The organism is Jiangella aurantiaca (assembly GCF_004349105.1).
Classification (GTDB): domain Bacteria; phylum Actinomycetota; class Actinomycetes; order Jiangellales; family Jiangellaceae; genus Jiangella; species Jiangella aurantiaca.
Genome location: NZ_SMLB01000025.1, coordinates 47,833 through 65,580 on the forward strand (window position 1 = coordinate 47,833; position 17,748 = coordinate 65,580).

At 72.5% G+C, this 17,748-nt stretch carries 15 protein-coding genes; 11 read left to right on the forward strand and 4 right to left on the reverse strand.

Going from position 1 to position 17,748, the window contains the following annotated elements; genetic code table 11:
• The first annotated feature begins 21 nt into the window (after positions 1 to 21).
• From E1262_RS17815 to E1262_RS17830, 4 genes are read left to right on the forward strand one after another with little or no spacing between them, the layout of a single operon-like run.
• Positions 22 to 729 (forward strand): hypothetical protein, encoded by a 708-nt coding sequence (locus E1262_RS17815; protein ID WP_203453981.1) that lies wholly within the window; start codon positions 22 to 24, stop codon positions 727 to 729.
• Positions 726 to 2,267 carry a DNA polymerase Y family protein gene (locus E1262_RS17820; protein ID WP_132104480.1) on the forward strand — a complete coding sequence of 514 codons (1,542 nt, stop codon included), beginning with the start codon at positions 726 to 728 and terminating at the stop codon, positions 2,265 to 2,267. Before E1262_RS17815 ends, E1262_RS17820 begins: the two co-directional genes overlap by 4 nt.
• A gap of 17 nt (positions 2,268 to 2,284) precedes the next feature.
• Entirely contained in the window at positions 2,285 to 5,695 is a 3,411-nt protein-coding gene (locus E1262_RS17825; RefSeq protein ID WP_132104481.1) for an error-prone DNA polymerase, read from the forward strand.
• 35 nt (positions 5,696 to 5,730) lie between these two features.
• Positions 5,731 to 7,395 (forward strand): alpha/beta fold hydrolase, encoded by a 1,665-nt coding sequence (locus E1262_RS17830; RefSeq protein ID WP_132104482.1) that lies wholly within the window; start codon positions 5,731 to 5,733, stop codon positions 7,393 to 7,395.
• A 6-nt stretch (positions 7,396 to 7,401) separates the two neighbouring features.
• On the opposite strand, the gene E1262_RS17835 is transcribed toward E1262_RS17830, so the two are convergent.
• Positions 7,402 to 7,884: a hypothetical protein gene (locus E1262_RS17835; protein ID WP_132104483.1), complete on the reverse strand. Its 483-nt coding sequence runs from the start codon at positions 7,882 to 7,884 to the stop codon at positions 7,402 to 7,404.
• On the opposite strand from E1262_RS17835, the gene nucS reads away from it, so the two are divergent.
• Together nucS and lpdA are read left to right on the forward strand one after the other, a co-directional pair.
• Positions 7,871 to 8,572: an endonuclease NucS gene (gene nucS, locus E1262_RS17840; protein WP_132104484.1), complete on the forward strand. Its 702-nt coding sequence runs from the start codon at positions 7,871 to 7,873 to the stop codon at positions 8,570 to 8,572. The two genes, E1262_RS17835 and nucS, sit on opposite strands and share 14 nt — an antisense overlap.
• Before the next feature lie 44 nt (positions 8,573 to 8,616).
• The gene (gene lpdA / locus E1262_RS17845) at positions 8,617 to 10,017 is read left to right on the forward strand and encodes a dihydrolipoyl dehydrogenase (protein WP_132104485.1); all 1,401 of its coding nucleotides are present in this window, start codon (positions 8,617 to 8,619) and stop codon (positions 10,015 to 10,017) included.
• Positions 10,018 to 10,054: 37 nt separating this feature from the next.
• Here the strand turns inward: lpdA and mraY are convergent, their stop codons facing one another.
• Positions 10,055 to 11,137 (reverse strand): phospho-N-acetylmuramoyl-pentapeptide-transferase, encoded by a 1,083-nt coding sequence (mraY, locus tag E1262_RS17850; protein WP_420810538.1) that lies wholly within the window; start codon positions 11,135 to 11,137, stop codon positions 10,055 to 10,057.
• Positions 11,138 to 11,678: 541 nt separating this feature from the next.
• The gene (locus E1262_RS17855; protein ID WP_132104486.1) at positions 11,679 to 12,182 is read right to left on the reverse strand and encodes a hypothetical protein; all 504 of its coding nucleotides are present in this window, start codon (positions 12,180 to 12,182) and stop codon (positions 11,679 to 11,681) included.
• Positions 12,183 to 12,296: 114 nt separating this feature from the next.
• On the opposite strand from E1262_RS17855, the gene E1262_RS17860 reads away from it, so the two are divergent.
• The 5 genes from E1262_RS17860 to E1262_RS17880 all read left to right on the forward strand — a co-directional run bounded on the left by E1262_RS17860 (position 12,297) and on the right by E1262_RS17880 (position 16,831).
• On the forward strand, positions 12,297 to 12,980 hold the full coding sequence (locus E1262_RS17860) for a response regulator transcription factor (RefSeq protein WP_132104487.1): 684 nt from the start codon (positions 12,297 to 12,299) through the stop codon (positions 12,978 to 12,980).
• 4 nt (positions 12,981 to 12,984) lie between these two features.
• Positions 12,985 to 14,277 carry a sensor histidine kinase gene (locus tag E1262_RS17865; protein WP_132104488.1) on the forward strand — a complete coding sequence of 431 codons (1,293 nt, stop codon included), beginning with the start codon at positions 12,985 to 12,987 and terminating at the stop codon, positions 14,275 to 14,277.
• A gap of 84 nt (positions 14,278 to 14,361) precedes the next feature.
• On the forward strand, positions 14,362 to 14,922 hold the full coding sequence (locus tag E1262_RS17870) for a PepSY domain-containing protein (protein ID WP_132104489.1): 561 nt from the start codon (positions 14,362 to 14,364) through the stop codon (positions 14,920 to 14,922).
• A gap of 62 nt (positions 14,923 to 14,984) precedes the next feature.
• Positions 14,985 to 15,509 carry a SigE family RNA polymerase sigma factor gene (locus E1262_RS17875; protein ID WP_132104490.1) on the forward strand — a complete coding sequence of 175 codons (525 nt, stop codon included), beginning with the start codon at positions 14,985 to 14,987 and terminating at the stop codon, positions 15,507 to 15,509.
• Entirely contained in the window at positions 15,506 to 16,831 is a 1,326-nt protein-coding gene (locus E1262_RS17880) for a TolB-like translocation protein (protein WP_132104491.1), read from the forward strand. Before E1262_RS17875 ends, E1262_RS17880 begins: the two co-directional genes overlap by 4 nt.
• A gap of 12 nt (positions 16,832 to 16,843) precedes the next feature.
• Here the strand turns inward: E1262_RS17880 and E1262_RS17885 are convergent, their stop codons facing one another.
• Positions 16,844 to 17,719: an SDR family oxidoreductase gene (locus E1262_RS17885; RefSeq protein WP_132104492.1), complete on the reverse strand. Its 876-nt coding sequence runs from the start codon at positions 17,717 to 17,719 to the stop codon at positions 16,844 to 16,846.
• Positions 17,720 to 17,748: the final 29 nt, after the last annotated feature.

Consider the following 17,748-nt stretch of genomic DNA (forward strand, 5'->3'; position numbering starts at 1 on the left):
CATGTGTTCGACGATGAGTGAGTGACGGTACTCGGACGCGACCAGGCCGAAGCGGCGCTGGCCAGAGCGGGTTTCGCCGTACAGCCGGTGGAGCTGGTCGCGGTGTTGCCGGCCCTGCGCACGCTGCTCGGCGGGTTGCGCCGTGGGCACGTGGTCGCGGTCGACGGCGCGGGCGTGCTGCCGCTGGCGCTCCTGGCCGGGGCCACGGCGGCCGGGGCGTGGTCGGCGGTGGTGGGGCTGTCCGAGTTCGGCGTGCTGGCGGCATCCGACATGGGCGCCGATCTCGGCCGCGTGGTGGTCGTCGAAGACCCCGGCGACCAGTGGGCCGAGGTGGTGGCGGTGCTGCTCACGTCGGTCGAGGTGGTGCTGGTGCGGCCGCCCGGCCAGGTCACCGGGCAGCTGGCCAGGCGGCTCGTCGCGCTGGCGCGGCGGCACGGGACGGCGCTGGTCTCGGTCGGCGACTGGGAGGGCGCGCAGACCCGCCTGCGGGTGTCGTCATCGCTGTGGGTGGGGCCCGAGCACGGCGGCGGTCACCTGCGCGGTCGGCGGGTGAAGGTCGAGGCGTACGGACGGGGTGCCGGCGGCCGGCCGCGGTCGGCGTGGCTGTGGCTGCCCGGGCCGGACGGCACGGTGTCCGGCGCCGACCTCGAGGCGTTGGAGACCGGCGGGCCCATCCCCGACGCGACGACCCCGGCCCCGGCCGCGGCCGGGCTGGAGGTAGCGGGATGAGCCGCCGCCGCGTCCTCGTCGTGTGGTGTCCGGACTGGCCGGTGGTCGCGGCCATGGCCGAGGACGACTCCGTCCAGAGCACCGCGCCGGCCGTGGTACTGGCCGCCAACGCCGTCGTCGCCTGTAACGAGGCGGCCCGGGCCGAGGGCGTTCGGCGGGGGATGCGCCGCCGCGACGCCCAGTCGCGCTGTCCCGAGCTCAGACTCATCGACCACAATCCCGACCGCGACGCCCGGGTGTTCGAGCCGGTGCTGATGGCGGTCGAGGAGCTGCGGCCGGGCGTCGCGCCGTTGCGGCCGGGACTGCTGGCGGTGCGCGCGCCGGGCCGGTTCTACGGCGGCGAGGACCCCGCCGGCGCGCTCATCGCCGAACGGCTGGTCCGGGCCGGCGTGTGGGACTGCCGCATCGGCGTCGCCGACGACCTGTTCACCGCCGAGCAGGCCGCCCGGCGGGCCGGGCCGCAGGAGACCGTCGTGGTCGAGGCGGGCGGGTCGGCGGCGTTCCTGCGCGATCTCCCGGTCGGCGTCATCGACGACGACGATGTCGCGGGCCTGCTGCGCCGCCTGGGGCTGCGGACGCTCGGCGACTTCGCCCAACTCGACGGCGACGACGTCCAGGCGCGGTTCGGCGGCTACGGCGCCAAGGTGCACCGGCTCGCCCGCGGCGAGGACGAATCCCTGCTCGGAGCCCGCACTCCGCCGCCCGACCTGGAGTGCCAGATCCGGTTCGAACCGCCGCTCGACACCGTCGAGGCCGTCAGCTTCAGCGTCCGCCAGACCGCCGAGCGGTTCGTCGCCCAGCTGGCCGGCCGCGGGCTGGTCTGCACCGAGGTCCTGATCGAGGCCGAGTGCGACCACGAGGTCGCGTCGTCGCGGGTGTGGGCGCACTCGCGCTGGTTCGGCGCCGCCGACCTGGTCGACCGCGTCCACTGGCAGCTGCGGGGACAGCTCCGGAACACCCAGGGCGTCACGGCGCCGGTCGAGCTGGTGCGGTTCGTCCCCGAGACCGTCGAGCCGGCCGGCGCGCACGCCGCCGCGCTGTGGGGCGGTGGCACCGACGAACGCGTGGAGCGGGCGGTCGCCCGGGTCCAGGGCATGCTCGGCCCGCACGCGGTCACCGTCCCGACCGTGCAGGGCGGCCGGGCGCCGGCCGACCGGCAGGCGCTGGTCCCGTGGGGCGAGCGGCCGGTCGGGCTCCGTCCGGTCGACCTCCCGTGGCCGGGCAGCCTCCCGCCGCCGGCGCCGGTCCGCGTCTTCGCCGAGCCGCGCCCGGTGGTCGTCGTCGACGACCGTGGCCAGCTGGTATGGGTCAGCGAACGCGGCGTGGTCAGCGCCCCGCCGGCCCGGTTCCGTGCGGACGGGCTCGGCGACGGCTGGCAGCCCGTCAGCGCGTGGTCCGGGCCGTGGCCGGTGGAGGAGCTGTGGTGGGAGAACCCCGCCAGCTGGGTCGCCCGCTTCCAGATCGTCACCGTCGACGGCCGGGCGTGGTTGATGACCTGCGCCGACGACGGCTGGTGGGTCGAGGCCGGCTATGACTGACCGAGAGGGGGCGTGACGTGGGGTGGAACAATCCGCCGATCCCCTGGGGCGAACTGGAGCGCCGGTTGTCCGACCGGCCGACGGTGCCGCCCGAGGACGGCCCCGGGTCGCGCAAGCGCAAGCCGTACAAGCGCAAGGCCGAGGTGCAACGCCCGGACGAGCCGGTCACGCCATATGCGGAGCTGCACGCGCACAGCAACTTCAGTTTCCTCGACGGCGCCAGCGGGCCGGACCGGCTGGTCGAGGCGGCCATCGAGCTGGGGCTGCACGGGCTGGCGCTCACCGATCACGACGGCTTCTACGGCGCGCCGCTGTTCGCCGAGATCGCCCAGAAGTACGCCGCCGAGAACCTGCGCACCGTCTACGGCGCGGAGCTGTCGCTGGGCCTCGACGCGCCGCAGAACGGCGTCCCCGACCCACGCGGCGAGCATCTGCTGGTGCTGGCTCGCGGCGTCGAGGGCTACCACCGGCTGGCCGGGGCCATCACCGAGGCCCAGCTGCGCGGCGACGAGAAGGGCAAGCCCGTCTACGACCTCGACGAGCTGGCCGACACCGGCCGCGGGCACTGGCTGGTGCTCACCGGCTGCCGCAAGGGCACCGTCCGGTCCGCCCTCGCCGCGCGGGGACCGGCCGCGGCGGCGGCGGAGCTGGACCGGCTGACCGCGATGTTCGGCCGCGACCACGTGGTGGTCGAGCTGTTCGACCACGGCCATCCCAGCGACGACGACGTCAACCGGCTGCTGGCCGGGCTGGCCGACGATCGCGGGCTGCCGGTCGTCGCCACCAACAACGTCCACTACGCCGACCCCGGCGACCACCGGCTGGCCTCGGCCATGGCGGCGATCCGGGCGCGGCGCAGTCTCGCCGAGATGAACGGCTGGCTGCCCGCGTGGGGCGCGGCGTCGCTGCGGACGGGGCGGGAGATGGCCGACCGGTTCGCCGGCTATCCGGGCGCCGTCGCGCGCTCCGTCCAGCTGGCCGACGAGATCGCGTTCGACCTGCACAAGGCCAGCCCGCGGCTGCCGAAGGAGCACATCCCCGACGGCCACACGGCGATGAGCTGGCTGCGGGTCCTGGTCGACCTCGGCTTCCAGCGCTACTACCGCGGCGTGAAGCACGAGCGGGCGGCCCGCGAGCGGGTCGACTACGAGCTGAAGATCATCGACAAGAAGGACTTCGCCGGCTACTTCGTCATCGTCCACGACATCGTCGCGTTCGCCCGCGACGAAGGCATCCTCTGCCAGGGACGGGGCTCGGCGGCCAGCTCGGCGGTCTGTTACGCGCTGGGCGTCACCGCCATCGACCCGGTCTTCCACGACCTGCCGTTCGAGCGGTTCATCTCCGTCAACCGCGACGAGGAGCCCGACATCGACGTCGACTTCGACTCCGACCGGCGCGAAGAGGTCATCCAGTGGGTCTACGACCGGTACGGCCGCCGTAACGCCGCCCAGGTCGCCAACGTCATCAGCTACCGCCCCAAGATGGCCGTCCGCGACGCCGCCAAGGCGCTGGGCTACTCGCCGGGGCAGCAGGACGCCTGGTCCAAGCAGGTCGACAGCTGGAGCGCGGTGGCCGAGGCCGACGCCGACGGGCACGACATCCCGGTGCAGGTGGTCGACCTCGCCAACCAGCTGATGCGGGCGCCGCGGCACCTCGGCATCCACTCCGGCGGGATGATCCTGACCGAGCGGCCGATCGGGCAGGTGTGTCCCATCGAGCGCGGCCGCATGGACAAGCGCACCGTCCTGCAGTGGGACAAGGACGCCTGCGAGTCGATGGGGCTGGTCAAGTTCGACCTGCTCGGGCTCGGCATTCTGAGCGCGCTGAACCATGCGTTCACCCTGGTGGCCGGGCACCTCGGCGAGGCGTGGGAGCTGCAGAGCGTCCCCAAGGAGGAGCCGGCGGTCTACGACATGCTCTGCCGCGGCGACTCCATCGGCGTGTTCCAGGTCGAGAGCCGGGCCCAGATCGGGACGCTGCCGAGGCTACGGCCGCGTGAGTTCTACGACCTCGCCATCGAGATCGCGCTGATCCGCCCCGGCCCGATCCAGGGCGGCGCCGTCCACCCCTACATCCGCCGCGCCACCGGGAAAGAGGAGGCCACCTATGTCCACGACGACCTGAAGCCGGTGCTCGAGCGGACCCTCGGCGTCCCGCTGTTCCAGGAGCAGCTCATGCAGATGGCCATCGCCGTCGGCGACTGCACCCCCGACGACGCCGACCTGCTGCGCCGCGCCATGGGCTCCAAGCGCGGCATCGAGCGCATCGAGAGCATCAAGGAGAAGCTGTACAAGGGCATGGCCAAGCGCGGCATCATCGGCGCCGACGCCGACCAGCTCTACACCAAGATCCTCTCGTTCGCGAACTTCGGGTTCGCCGAGAGCCACGCCCTGTCCTTCGCCAAGCTCGTCTACGTCAGCTCCTGGCTCAAGCTGCACTACCCGGCGGCGTTCCTGGCCGCGCTGCTGCGGGCCCAGCCGATGGGGTTCTACTCCCCGCAGTCGCTGGTCCACGACGCCCGGCGGCACGGCGTGCGGGTCCTGCGTCCGGACATCACGCGGTCCGGGGCCACGGCCGGCATCGAGCCCGACGGCGACGGCGACTCCCGGCCCATCGGGCGGGCCGACTGCCTGATCCCGGAGCACAGCCGCACCGAGTGGGTCCCGGGGACGCCCGACCCCACGCCGGAGCACCGCCGCGACACCGGGTACGCGGTCCGGCTCGGCCTCGACTCCGTCCGTGGCATCAGCAAGGACGTCGCCGAGGCGATCGTCGAGGCCCGCGCCGGCCGGTCGTTCCGCGACCCGACCGACCTGTCCCGCCGGGCCGGCCTCGACGCCCGGCAGCTGGAGGCGCTGGCCACCGCGGGCGCGTTCGACGGCTTCGGCCTCACCCGCCGCGAGGCGCTGTGGAACGCCGGCTACGTCGAGACCGTGGGCCAGCTGGAGGCCGTCACCGCGACCCCGGCCCCGCCGCAGCTGCCCGGCATGAGCGACGTCGAGCTGACCCTGGCCGACCTGTGGGCCACCTCGATCTCACCTGATGGTCACCCGCTCGCGCACCTGCGGCCGCTGCTGCGCCGCGAGGGCATCCTCGCCGTCGAGGACCTCGCCACCGCCGAGCCGAACCGCCGGGTCAGCGTCGCCGGCGTGGTCACGCACCGGCAGCGGCCCGGCACCGCGGGCGGCATCACGTTCCTCAACATCGAGGACGAGACCGGCATGGTCAACGTCGTCTGCGGCGGCGGGCTGTGGCAACGGCACCGGCGGGTCGCCCGCAACGCCGCCTGCATGATCGTGCGGGGGATCCTGGAGCGCAAGGACGGCGTCATCAACCTGGTCGCGGACAAGCTGGCCTCGCTGGCGGAGCTGCACCCCGAGGCCGCCCGCGCCCTGCACGCCCGGCACCGCTCCCGCGACTTCCACTGACGACCGCGCCGGCACTACGCGGTAGCGTCCTGGCCGTGCCTGCTTACCGCGCTGCCGACGACACGTCCCTGCATTACGACGAGCTGGCCGGGCCGGCCGCCGCGGGCCCGCCCGTCGTCGTCCTCGCCGGCGGGGCGGCCCGGCACCCGGCCTACCTGGGCGATCTCGCCGGGCTGGCCGACCGGCACCCGCTGGTGATCCCGCACCTGCGCGGCGTCGGCGAGTCACCGGCTCCGGACCGGCCGGAGGCAGGCTCGTACTGGCGGCAGGCCGGCGATCTCGAGGCGCTGCGCCGGCACCTCGGGCAGGACCGTCTGCTGGTCGCCGGGCACTCCGCCGGCACCCGGCTCGCAGTCGCGTACGGCGTGCAGTACCCGGCGCACGTCGCGGCGCTGCTGCTCATCACGCCGCCGTCCACCCACCTCGTCGACGCCGAGCCCGACGCCGAGCGGATCGCCGAGCGCCTCGCGGCGCGCCGCCGCGGCGGCGGTCCGGCCTTCGACGACGCCTGGGCGGCGCTGGCCGCCGGGCCCGCCGTCCTCGACGACGAGGGCTTCAACGCCTGGCAGCGGCTGGTCGCGCCGTCCAGCTACGCGCACTGGGGTGCGGCCGAGCGGGACCACGCCGCCGCCGGCCACTACGACCTGCCCGCCAACCGCGCCTACTTCAGCCTCGACCCGCCCGCCGACCTCGCCGAGCGGCTCGCGTCGGTCACCGCCCCGATTCTCGTGGTCGCCGGCGCCGACGACGCGATGACGGGGTTGGCGCCGGTCGCCGCGCTGGCCGAGCGGTTCCCGGCCGGGCGGCTGGCCGTCGTGGAGGACTGCGGCCACTATCCGTGGGTCGAGCGGCCGGCCGAGTTCCGCGCCGCGGTCGACGCGTTCCTCGACGACGTGGTCGAGATCCCGCTGCTCGGCGGCGACGTCAGCGACGGCGTCGTGCGCGTCCGCGGCACGGTCCGGAGGCACCCGGCCGAGGGCGCGGCCGCCGTCCACGCCTACCTCCGGCACCTGGAGCGGGCCGGCTTCCCGTACGCGCCGCGTTTCCTCGGCCTCGACGAGCGGGGCCGCGAGATCCTCACCTACCTCGACGGCGAGATGGGCGGCCGGCCGCTGGCGCCGTGGGCCGTCACCGAGGACGCCCTACGCGAGATCGCCGTCATCCAGCGCCGGCTGCACGACTGCTCCGCCGGCTTCGTGCCGCCGGACGGCGTGAGCTGGCGGGCGCCGGTCGAGCTGCCCGGCGTGCGGCCCGCGTACGACGGCACCGCGGACGTCGTCGGGCACAACGACATCACGTTCGAGAACACGATCTTCGTCGACGGCCGGCCGGTCGGCATCATCGACTTCGACCTCGCCGGGCCGACCACGCGGCTGCTCGACGTCGTCACGACCCTGCGGTACTGGGCGCCGCTGGCCGGACCGGCCGACCGCGACCCGGCGCTGCGCGACGCCGACGCCGGCCGCCGGGTGCGGATCTTCGCCGACGCCTACGGGCTGGACGCCGCCCAGCGGACCGCCCTGCTCGACGTCGCCGACCGCCGGTTCACCCGCACCTGGCACGTCATGAAGCACCGCGCCGAGACCGATGGCGGCGGCTGGTCGCGCATGTGGGCCGACGGCGCCGGCGACAACATCCGCCGCAGTCAGGACTGGTTCCGGTCGCAGCGGGCCGCGCTCGCCGCGGCGCTCAGCGGCTGAGCGCCGTCAGCACAGCACCTCGGCGCCGGTGCGGTGCAGATAACCGCAGATCAGGCCCAGATCCCATTCCAGCTGTGTGATGCGCTCGTCGACGGCTTCGGCCGGCCACGACGGCGCGTCGAACCCGAGCTGCCGCTCGATCTCGTCCAGCCGGTCGGCGGCGGTCTCGGCACTGGACGCCTGGGCCGCCAGCCGCAATTCCCGGACGGACGCCTCCAGCTCGTCCATCCGCTCGCCCTGCCGCTGGAGGACGACCCCGCCCACACCGATGACGACCAGCACGACGAGTCCCAGCACGATCAGCGCGATCCGATTCATGACCGACCCCCGCACCTCGGTGTGCGTGACGGTTCGCACGCTACGCCGTTCCGGCGCCGGTGGTCCCTGCGTGGCGGCTCCGATGATGTCGAGCACGCTGCCGAGCACGACGCGTAGGTGCTCGGTTCGGCTCGCCGCGCGGTCTAGAGTTCGGGCGGTGAGGATCGTCATCGCACGCTGCCAGGTCGACTACGCCGGGCGGCTGACCGCCCACCTCCCGCTCGCCACCCGCGTCATCATGGTGAAGGCCGACGGCAGCGTGCTGGTGCACTCCGACGGCGGCTCGTACAAGCCGCTGAACTGGATGAGCCCGCCCTGCACGCTCACCGTCCGTGAGCCGGATCCGGGCGAGGACGGGACGTCGGACGGCGTCACCGCGGTGTGGACGGTGCAGAACGGCAAGTCCGACGACCGCCTGGTGATCAACCTGCACGAGATCCTGCACGACTCCACCCACGACCTCGGCGCCGACCCCGGGCTGGTCAAGGACGGCGTCGAGGCGCACCTGCAGGTGCTCCTGGCCGAGCAGGTCGAGACGTTCGGCGCCGGCTGGCGCCTGGTGCGCCGCGAATACCCGACGCCGATCGGCCCGGTCGACCTCCTCTGCCGCGACGAGCAGGGCGTCGCCGTCGCCGTCGAGGTGAAGCGGCGCGGCGAGATCGACGGCGTCGAGCAGCTCACCCGCTATCTCGACCTGCTCAACCGAGACCCGCTGCTGGCCCCGGTGCGCGGCGTGTTCGCCGCGCAGGAGATCAAGCCGCAGGCCCGCACCCTCGCCGTCGACCGCGGCATCACCTGCATCACCGTCGACTACGACGCCCTCCGCGGTGTCGACGACCCCACCTCGCGGTTGTTCTGAACGTCACGCCGATACAGCTACCCGCGCCCTCTAGGCTGTTCATCATGAGTGCGCACTTCGATGTCGTCGTCCTGGGCGCCGGCCCGGGCGGGTACACCGCGGCCGTCCGCGCGGCCCAGCTGGGCAAGTCCGTCGCCGTCGTGGAGTCCAAGTACTGGGGTGGCGTCTGCCTCAACGTGGGCTGCATCCCGAGCAAGGCGCTGCTGCGCAACGCGGAGCTGGCCCACATCGTCAAGAACGAGGCCGACACCTTCGGGCTGGTCTTCGAGGGCGAGGTCAAGGCCGACTACTCGAAGGCGTACGAGCGCAGCCGCACCGTGGCCGACGGCCGCGTCAAGGGCGTGCACTACCTTATGAAGAAGAACAAGATCACCGAGTTCGACGGGTGGGGCACTTTCACCGACGCGAACACCCTCGACGTCCGCCTCAACGACGGCGGCAACGAGACGGTGACGTTCGAGCACTGCATCATCGCGGCAGGGGCGACGACCCGGCTGCTGCCCGGCACCCAGCTGAGCGAACGCGTCGTCACGTACGAGGAGCAGATCCTCGAGAGCGAGCTGCCGCAGAGCGTCATCATCGCGGGCGCCGGCGCCATCGGGGTCGAGTTCGGCTACGTCATGGCCAACTACGGCGTCCAGGTCACCATCGTCGAGTTCCTCGAGCGCATCCTCCCGCTGGAGGACCCCGAGGTCTCCAAGGAACTCGCCCGCCAGTACAAGAAACTCGGCGTCGACGTGCGCACCTCGACCCGAGTCGACAGCATCGACGACAGCGGCGACAAGGTTCGCGTGACGGTGACCTCCGGCGACAATCAGGAGGTCCTCGAGGCCGACAAGGTGCTGCAGGCTATTGGCTTCGCCCCGCGCGTCGACGGCTACGGCCTCGACAAGACCGGCGTACGCCTGAACGAACGCGGCGCGATCGAGGTCGACGAGTACCTGCGCACCAACGTGCCCAGCGTCTACGCCATCGGCGACGTCACCGGCAAGCTGCTGCTGGCGCACGCGGCCGAGGCCATGGCGATCGTTGCGGCCGAGACGATCGCAGGCGCCGAGACGATGCCCGTCAACTACGACATGATCCCGCGGGCGACCTACTGCCAGCCGCAGGTGGCCAGCTTCGGCTACACCGAGGAGCAGGCTCGCAAACTCGGTCATGAGGTCAAGGTCTCGAAGTTCCCCTTCATGGCCAACGGCAAGGCGCACGGCCTCGGCGACCCCGTCGGCTTCGTCAAGATCGTCGCCGACGCCGCCCACAACGAGCTCCTCGGCGCCCACCTGATCGGCCCGGACGTGACGGAGCTGCTGCCCGAGCTCACCCTGGCCCAGCTCTGGGACCTGACGGCGGACGAGGTCGGCCGCAACATCCACGCCCACCCGACGCTCTCGGAGGCGGTCAAGGAAGCTGTGCACGGCATCTCCGGCCACGTGATCAACATGTAGGGCGCAGCGCATCGCGCCTAGTGCGGCCCCATGGCAATCACGTCCCGACAACCCACTCCGCGTAGAAGATGCCGAGCCCCATGACGACGCACATGCCGGCGATGATCCAGAAGCGGACAACGATCGTGACCTCGCTCCAGCCCTTGAGCTCGAAATGGTGGTGGAGCGGCGCCAACCGGAACAGCCGTCGGCCGCCGGTCAGCTTGAAGAAGCCGACCTGCAGCACCACGGACATGGTGATGATCGCGAACAGGCCGCCGAGAATGACGAGCAGTAGCTCGGTGCGGGTTGTGATGGCCAACCCGGCCATTGCTCCGCCAAGCGCCAGCGCCCCGGTGTCGCCCATGATGATCCTGGCGGGGTGTGCGTTCCACCACAGGAACCCGATGCACGCGCCAACCAGCGCGGCTGCCACGACGGCAAGGTCGAGCGGGTCGCGCACGTCGTAGCACGCCGGTCCAGGAGTGGTACCGCAGTTCTGGTTGAACTGCCAGATCCCGATGAGCGTGTAGGCACCGAACACCATGACGGACGCGCCGGTGGCTAGGCCGTCCAGACCGTCGGTCAGATTCACCGCGTTCGAGGTACCGGAGATGATCAGCAGCGCCCAAACCACGAACAGCACGACCGGCAGGACGATCGGGGTGTCGCGAAGGAATGACACGGCCTGCGACGCCGGGGTCAACGACTGGTCGTCCTCGAACCGGATCGCGAGAAGCGCGAACGCGAGCGCTACGACCACCTGCCCAGCCATCTTCGCCCGGCTGCGCAGGCCCAGACTCCGCTGCTTGAAGATCTTGATGTAGTCGTCGAGGAATCCGACCAGACCGAGCCCGACGATCAGGCCGAGCACGAGCAACGCCGAGACTGACGGCTCGGACCGGCCGATCAGGTGGGCCACTGCGTAGCCGAAAAGCGCCGCCAGGATGATCACCATCCCGCCCATTGTGGGCGTGCCCCTCTTGGTCTGATGACTCGTCGAGAGTTCGTCCCGGATCGGCTGGCCGTAGCCACGCCGGACGAGCCCCCAGATCGCTGCCCGGGTTCCGAGGATCGAGACCACCAGACCCACGACGGCCGCGGTCAGTACTGCAGTCACCTGGCGTTCTCCTTCACCCATCGGCTCGTCAGCGACTTCTCGATCCCAGCTGCCCGAGACGCACCGCAGCGTCTCCCTGCCGTCGAACGGCAACACGCGGCTCGTCGGCTCAGGTCAGTGTTCGTGACCGGCTTCCGGCCACCAGCACCGCATTTGGCGCACCTGGATGCCGCGGTGACCGCCACGACGATAGCGGACCTCGGACGACCGATCTGCCCGCACACACCTGGCCTGGATTACGGGAAGCGTGTGAGCAATACAGCAGGTCAGAAACCTCCTCTTGGGCATCGAGCTGGACCGGCAATGCCCGTTCGGCGGCTAGGAAATGATCAACGTGTATGGCGTCGATCCGCTGACCTGCCGGCTGAGCGCCTGACGTGTCCGGTCGCGCGGACGACCTCGAAAGCGAGCGATCCGTTCGCGGCGCCGGCACGGGTGCAGAGCGCCATTCCGGCTATCGAGGTCAGCGTCGCCGCGCGATCGTGCGTGGGTCGATCCTCGAGGTGCCACCGCTTCCGGTCAGCATGCCGTCGCCGTGCACGCCGATCGCTTCTCTGCCGGTTCAGTCCTCGGAGTTCTGGCGGATCTCGTCGGATACGACGCCGTCGATGCAGCGCAACCTGACCTCGACCTCGACGGCGTCGTTCTCGAACTTGATCTGGGGGTGGTCGTCGGCCTCCTCGTCGTCCGCGTCGGCGTCGTAGCCCTGGGCAGGGGTGACAGCCAGAACGAGGACGGTGCCGTCGGGGTTGCACTGGGCGGTGATGGTGCCGGCGCCGTTGGCGTCGACCACGCGCGGGCGCGCGGCCGGGGGAGTCGTGGGGTCCGGTGACGGTGTCGCGGACGGCGAGGGCGTCCCAGTCGCGGACGGCGACCCGGACGGCGACCCAGTGGGGGAGGCCAGCCGCCGTTCGACCTCGGCCTGGGTGAGCGGCTCCTGCGACGACCCGAGGATGTCGCTGCCGATCATGCCGACCGCCGCCATGCCGACCGCCGTGGCGCCGGTCGCCGCGGCGAGCCACAGCAGCAGGCCGGTCCCGACCCGCACGATCCTCGGACTCGCCATGGGCCCACTATGCCCGCCGGCCGGGTTAAGGGACGGCTAAGGCAGCCTCAACGGACGTCCGGCGACCACCGAACGAGGCCGGCCCGCCGCCCACCGTGCCCTAATGTCGACCGCATGGCCCAGGTACTCGTCGTCGAGGATGATGCGACGATCAGGTCCGCATTGATCCGCGGGCTGACCGAGCGCGGGCATGCGGTCCGGTCGGCGCCGACGGCGATGGCCGGGCTGGAGCAGGCGGTCGGCGACCGTCCGGACGTCGTCGTGCTGGATCTTGGGCTGCCGGACCTCGACGGCACCGCGATGCTGCGCATGCTCCGCGGCGTCAGTGACGTCCCGGTGATCGTCGCCACGGCGCGCGACGACGAGAGCGAGGTGGTCGCCGTCCTGGATGCAGGGGCGGACGACTACGTGACCAAGCCGTTCGGCGTCGCCCAGCTGGACGCCCGCATCCGCGCCGTGCTCAGGCGCGGCGGCGAGGACCAACGCGACCAGGCGGTCACCGTCGGCGGCCTGCGGGTCGACCCGCGCAGCCGCGAGGCCGCGCTCAACGGCGCCGCGCTCGAGCTGACCCCGCGCGAGTTCGACCTGCTGCACTACCTGGCCGCCCGCGCAGGCGAGGTCGTCAGCAAGCGCGAGCTGCTGACGGAGGTCTGGCGGCTCCCGTACGGCGGCGCCGACAAGACCGTCGACGTCCACCTGTCCTGGCTGCGCCGCAAGCTCGGCGAGACCGCACAGGAGCCCCGCTACCTGCACGCCGTCCGCGGGGTCGGGGTGCGACTGGCCGCGCCGGAGGAGTGACGGAGTGCGCCGCCGGCTCCTCGTCCTCGTCGCCGCCACCACGACGTTGGTCCTGGTGGCGTTCCTCGTGCCGCTGGCGCTGCTGGTCCGCGATGTCGCGGGCGACCGCGCCGTGCAGGCGGCCACCGTCGAGGCGCAGGCGCTGACGTCGCTGGTCGCGACCGCGGAGGGGGAGTCGCTGGCGCTCACCGTCGACCAGGTCGACGCCACCTCGCGGTTCGATGTGACGGTGTTCCTGCCGGACGGCGCGCGGCTCGGCGCCGAAGCGGACCGGTCGCCGCTGGTCGAACTGGCCGGGCGCGGGTCCAGTGCGTCCGCCGATGCCGACGGCGGCCGCGAGATCGTGTTCGCCGTCGGCCGGCCGGACGGCGACTTCGGCGTCATCCGCACGTTCGTCCCGGACGCCGAGCTGCGGGAGGGCGTGACCCGCGCCTGGCTGGCGCTGGCCGGGCTGGGCGTCGCGTTGCTGCTGGTCGGCCTGCTGGTCGCGGACCGCCTCGGGCGGCGGCTGGTGCGTGGCGCGGCCGACCTCGCCGCGGTGTCGCATCGGCTGGGCCGCGGCGAGCTGGACGCGCGCGCCGACCCGGCCGCGCCCGGCGAGCTGGGCGTCGTCGCGACGGCGCTGAACGGGCTGGCGGGCCGCATCACCGACCTGCTGCGCGAGGAGCGCGAGACCATCGCCGACCTCTCGCACCGCGTCCGCACCCCGCTGACCACGCTACGGATGGACGCCGAGGCGCTGCCCGCCGGCGAGCAGTCCGAGCGCATCGTGGCCGGCGTCGACGCCGTCGACCGCGCGGTCACCGACGTCATCCAGCAGGCCCGGCGGCGCGGCACGGCCCCGGAGGCGGTGACGGTGGACGCCGCCGACGTGGTGCGCGAGCGGGCCGCGTTCTGGGCGGTGCTGGCCGAGGACACCGACCGGGAGCTGACGGTGGACGTCGCGCCCGGCCCGCTGCCGGTCGCGCTGGCCCGCGGCGACCTGGAGGCGTGCGTCGACGCGCTGCTCGGCAACGTCTTCGCGCACACCCCGAACGGGACGGCGTTCACGGTCCGGCTGGAGCCCCGCGAAGGCGGCGGCGCCCGGCTGGTCGTCGCCGACGAGGGACCCGGTCTGCCGTCCGGCCAGACGACGGGAGCGCTGCGGCGGGGCGTCAGCGGGTCCGGGTCGAGCGGCCTGGGCCTGGACATCGTCCGGCGGACGGCCGAGCAGTCCGGCGGCGGCGTCCGGCTGGACAGCCCGGCGGGCGGCGGCCTCACCGTCGTCGTCGACCTCGGTTCGGGCCGTGCGGCTTAGCCGGGCGTTAACCGTCGCCCAGCGCGGCACTAGGGCGGCCGGCGGGAACGTGGTGGCCACGCACCGCACAGGAAGGACACCACCATGAACCGCAACCGTCTGATCTCCGCCACCGCTGCCGCGGCCGCCCTGCTCGTCACCGGCGGCGTCGCCTACGCCGTCACGACCGCCGACGACGTCGAGAGCCGGCCGCGCGCGTCGGTCGTCGACGACAGCCCGTCGCCCAGCGACCTCACGCCGGACGACTCGGCCAGCGCATCGCCGTCCGCCACGCCTGACGACAGCCCGTCGCCGTCGCCTACGCCGGACGACAGTCCGTCGCCGTCCCCGAGCGACTCGGCCACCAGCGCGCCGAGCAGCGACGTCGAGATGGGCAGCGCCGAGGCCGAGCGGATCGCCCTGGCTCACGTCGGCGGCGGCACAGTCACCGAGGTCGAGGCCGAGTGGGAGCACGGCCGGCTGGAGTGGAAGGTCGAGATCCACCTCGACGGCGTCGAGCACGACGTCCGCGTGGACGCGCTCTCCGGCGAGATCACGCGCGTCGACGTCGACGACGACCGCCGCGACGACGACCACGACGACGACAGCGGCCGTGGCTCCGACGACGACCACGATGACCACGACGACGATCGCCACGACGACTGACATAGTGAGCCCCATGCTCGTGCGTCTGTGATCGTGGAAGCAGCGCCGACGAGAGGGACGAGATGGATACTCGAGCCGAGAGCGAGTTCCGGGAGTTCGTCGAGTCCCGCTCGTTGGCGCTGCGGCGTACCGCCTACGCGCTGACCGGTGACCTGCACCTGGCCGAGGACCTCGTCCAGGGCGCGCTGGTCAAGCTCGTCCGCCGCTGGCACAAGGTGGACAACCCGGAGGCTTATGTCCGCCGCACGATCTACCACGACCACGCCAGCCGCTGGCGTCGCCGGAAGATCGTCCGCGAAGACACGGTCGCCGACCTGCCGGTCCGGTCCGTCGGCGACGGCGCCGGCCAGGTCGACGACCGGCTCGACCTCCGCCAGGCGCTGCTCCGGCTGACGGCACGGCAGCGGGCCGTCCTGGTGCTCCGGTTCTACGAGGACCTGCCCGAACGCGAGGTGGCCGAGATCATGGGCTGCTCCGTCGGCACGGTCCGCAGCCAGACCGCCCGGGCGCTGGCCCGGGTGCGCGTGCTCGCCCCGGAGCTGGCCGCCGGCGCCGCTCTGCCCACTCCTGAGGAGGCCTCAGCATGACCCTCGAAGACCAGGTGCGCGACGCGCTGGACGATCTCGCGCTGCGGGTTCCGCCCCGGGCCGGCCTGGCCGACGCCGTACTCCGGGAGGCGCGCAGGCGCCGGGCCAAGGTCCGGCTCGCTACCGCCGGCAGCACCGTCGTCGCCGTCGCCGCCGGGACGGCGTTCGTCGTTGCCGATCCGCTGGCCACTGACGGCGGCGGCCTCGGCATCGTCGACCCGGCGGCCGGCGGCGACGCGCCCGAGCAGGTCCAGGAACCGAACGCGCCCGCCGCCGTCACCATCGACCTGGACGAGCTGCCCACCGGAAGACCCCCGTCGGCGCCGTGGTACGTCGACGGCGCACTGTATGTGGGCGGCGAGGCCATCCCGTTCGAGGGCGACTTCAGCGGCTTCCGTGCGATGTACGAGGTGGCCGACAGTGGACTCGCCGTGCTCACAGTGCCAACCGACGACGAGGGCCAGGCAGGCGATTTCGAGCTCTCGCTGGTCTCCCGTGACGGCGGGCGCATCCTGCTGGGCGCCGGCCAGATCTACGATTTCGCCGTCTCGTCCGACGGCACGCTGCTCGCATGGGCTGAGCACGACTGGACGACATCCCGGAACACCGGCCCCGGCCGAACAGTGCTTTACGTGGCCGACGCCACCACCGGCGAGGTGCTGCACGAGCGCGAGCAGATAGGCGATGACGGATCCATCGGGATCGTGAAGGGCTTCCTCGACGGCGGCCGCGTCGTGCTCGACAGCGCCACCAACGCCCCGGGCGGCGTCCACGTATGGCACCTGGTCGCCGACACCGTCACCTCGTGGACCGACTACGGCTTCACCAGCGCGATCAGCCGCGCCGGCGACCTGGCGGTCCTCACGTCGCCGAACGGTTCCGACGAACTCAGCAGCGGCGTCGTCGACACGGCCACGGAGGAGGTCCTGTGGACCACCGGACAGAACGACTTCGTCGCCCGCCAGGCGCTCTCCTGGGATAGCCGCTACTTGGTCATCACGGTCGCACCGACCAGATCCAAGGCCGAGGAGCTCGAGGATCTCGAGCGCGCCGGTGAGGCCTCCACGGGGACCGAGCTAGCGAACCAGGTCGTGGTCGCGGACGCGCGCACCGGCGAGCGAGTGTTGACGGTCGAGGGCATCAATCCCAGGGGCGTTATCTGGCAGCCCGACGGGAGCCTCATCTTCGAGGCGTGGGAGGACGAGAACCGCGTTGGACTGGTCCGTTGCGCTCTCGACGGGAAGTGCGAGCTGGCCGCCCCGGTGCGCGAGGTCGACCACCACGACGTTCGGCCACCGTACATCCTCAGCGGCAACCAGTAACCGCCGTCGCCGTCAGAAGACGGGCTTGCCGCCGGTGACGCCGAGGACGGTGCCGGACACGTAGCTCGCGTCCCGCGGGGAGGCGAGGAAGACGAAGGCCGGCGCCACCTCGGCGGGCTGGCCGGCCCGGCCGAGCGGAGTGTCCTGGCCGAACTTCGCCACCTTCTCCGGCGGCTGGGTGGCCGGCTGCAGCGGCGTCCAGACCGGTCCCGGCGCGACGGCGTTGACACGGATGCCGCGCGGCCCGAGCTCGGCCGCCAGGTTGACGGTGGCGTTGTTGATCGCGGCCTTCGTGCTGGCGTAGTCCAGCAGCGACACCGATGGGTCGTAGGCCTGGATGGAGGAGTTGTTGATGACGCAGCCGCCGCGCTTCAGGTGCTTGACGGCTTCCTGCGTCATCCAGAACAGCGCGTAGAGATTGGTCTTGATCACCCGGTCCAGCCGCTCGGGGTCGATGCTCTCGATGCCGCCCTCGCGGGCCATCTGGAAGCCGGCGTTGTTCACCAGGACGTCCAGACCGCCCAGCTCGGCCACCGCGCGGGTCACGACCTCGACGCAGGCGTCGTGCGAGCGCAGGTCGGCGGCGTACGCGGCGCCGTGGCGGCCGGCGTCGCGCACCAGGCGCATCGTCGCGTCGGCATCGTCCTGCTCCTCCGGCAGGTACGTGATCGCGACGTCGGCGCCCTCGCGGGCGAACGCCAGGGCGACCGCGCGGCCGATACCGGAGTCGCCGCCGGTGATCAGTGTGCGCATCCCGGTCAGCCTGCCCGAGCCCCGGTAGCTCTCCTCGCCGTGGTCCGGCGTCGGGGTCATCTCGGTGGTGAGGCCGGGCGGCTCCTGCTGCTGCGGCGGGAACTCACTGGGGCGGGCGGCCTGATCGGTGCTCATGCCTGGCAACTACCCGGCCGGCCGCCGGC

Excerpts from the sequence above, each read along its gene's own strand:
- mraY (WP_420810538.1), bottom strand. The coding sequence starts at position 11,137 with ATGGGTGAAGGAGAACGCCAGGTGACTGCAGTACTGACCGCGGCCGTC.
- E1262_RS17820 (WP_132104480.1), top strand. The coding sequence starts at position 726 with ATGAGCCGCCGCCGCGTCCTCGTCGTGTGGTGTCCGGACTGGCCGGTG.
- E1262_RS17885 (WP_132104492.1), bottom strand. The coding sequence starts at position 17,719 with ATGAGCACCGATCAGGCCGCCCGCCCCAGTGAGTTCCCGCCGCAGCAG.
- E1262_RS17875 (WP_132104490.1), top strand. The coding sequence starts at position 14,985 with ATGGATACTCGAGCCGAGAGCGAGTTCCGGGAGTTCGTCGAGTCCCGC.
- E1262_RS17880 (WP_132104491.1), top strand. The coding sequence starts at position 15,506 with ATGACCCTCGAAGACCAGGTGCGCGACGCGCTGGACGATCTCGCGCTG.
- E1262_RS17855 (WP_132104486.1), bottom strand. The coding sequence starts at position 12,182 with ATGGCGAGTCCGAGGATCGTGCGGGTCGGGACCGGCCTGCTGCTGTGG.
- E1262_RS17860 (WP_132104487.1), top strand. The coding sequence starts at position 12,297 with ATGGCCCAGGTACTCGTCGTCGAGGATGATGCGACGATCAGGTCCGCA.
- lpdA (WP_132104485.1), top strand. The coding sequence starts at position 8,617 with ATGAGTGCGCACTTCGATGTCGTCGTCCTGGGCGCCGGCCCGGGCGGG.
- E1262_RS17870 (WP_132104489.1), top strand. The coding sequence starts at position 14,362 with ATGAACCGCAACCGTCTGATCTCCGCCACCGCTGCCGCGGCCGCCCTG.
- E1262_RS17835 (WP_132104483.1), bottom strand. The coding sequence starts at position 7,884 with ATGACGATCCTCACCGCCCGAACTCTAGACCGCGCGGCGAGCCGAACC.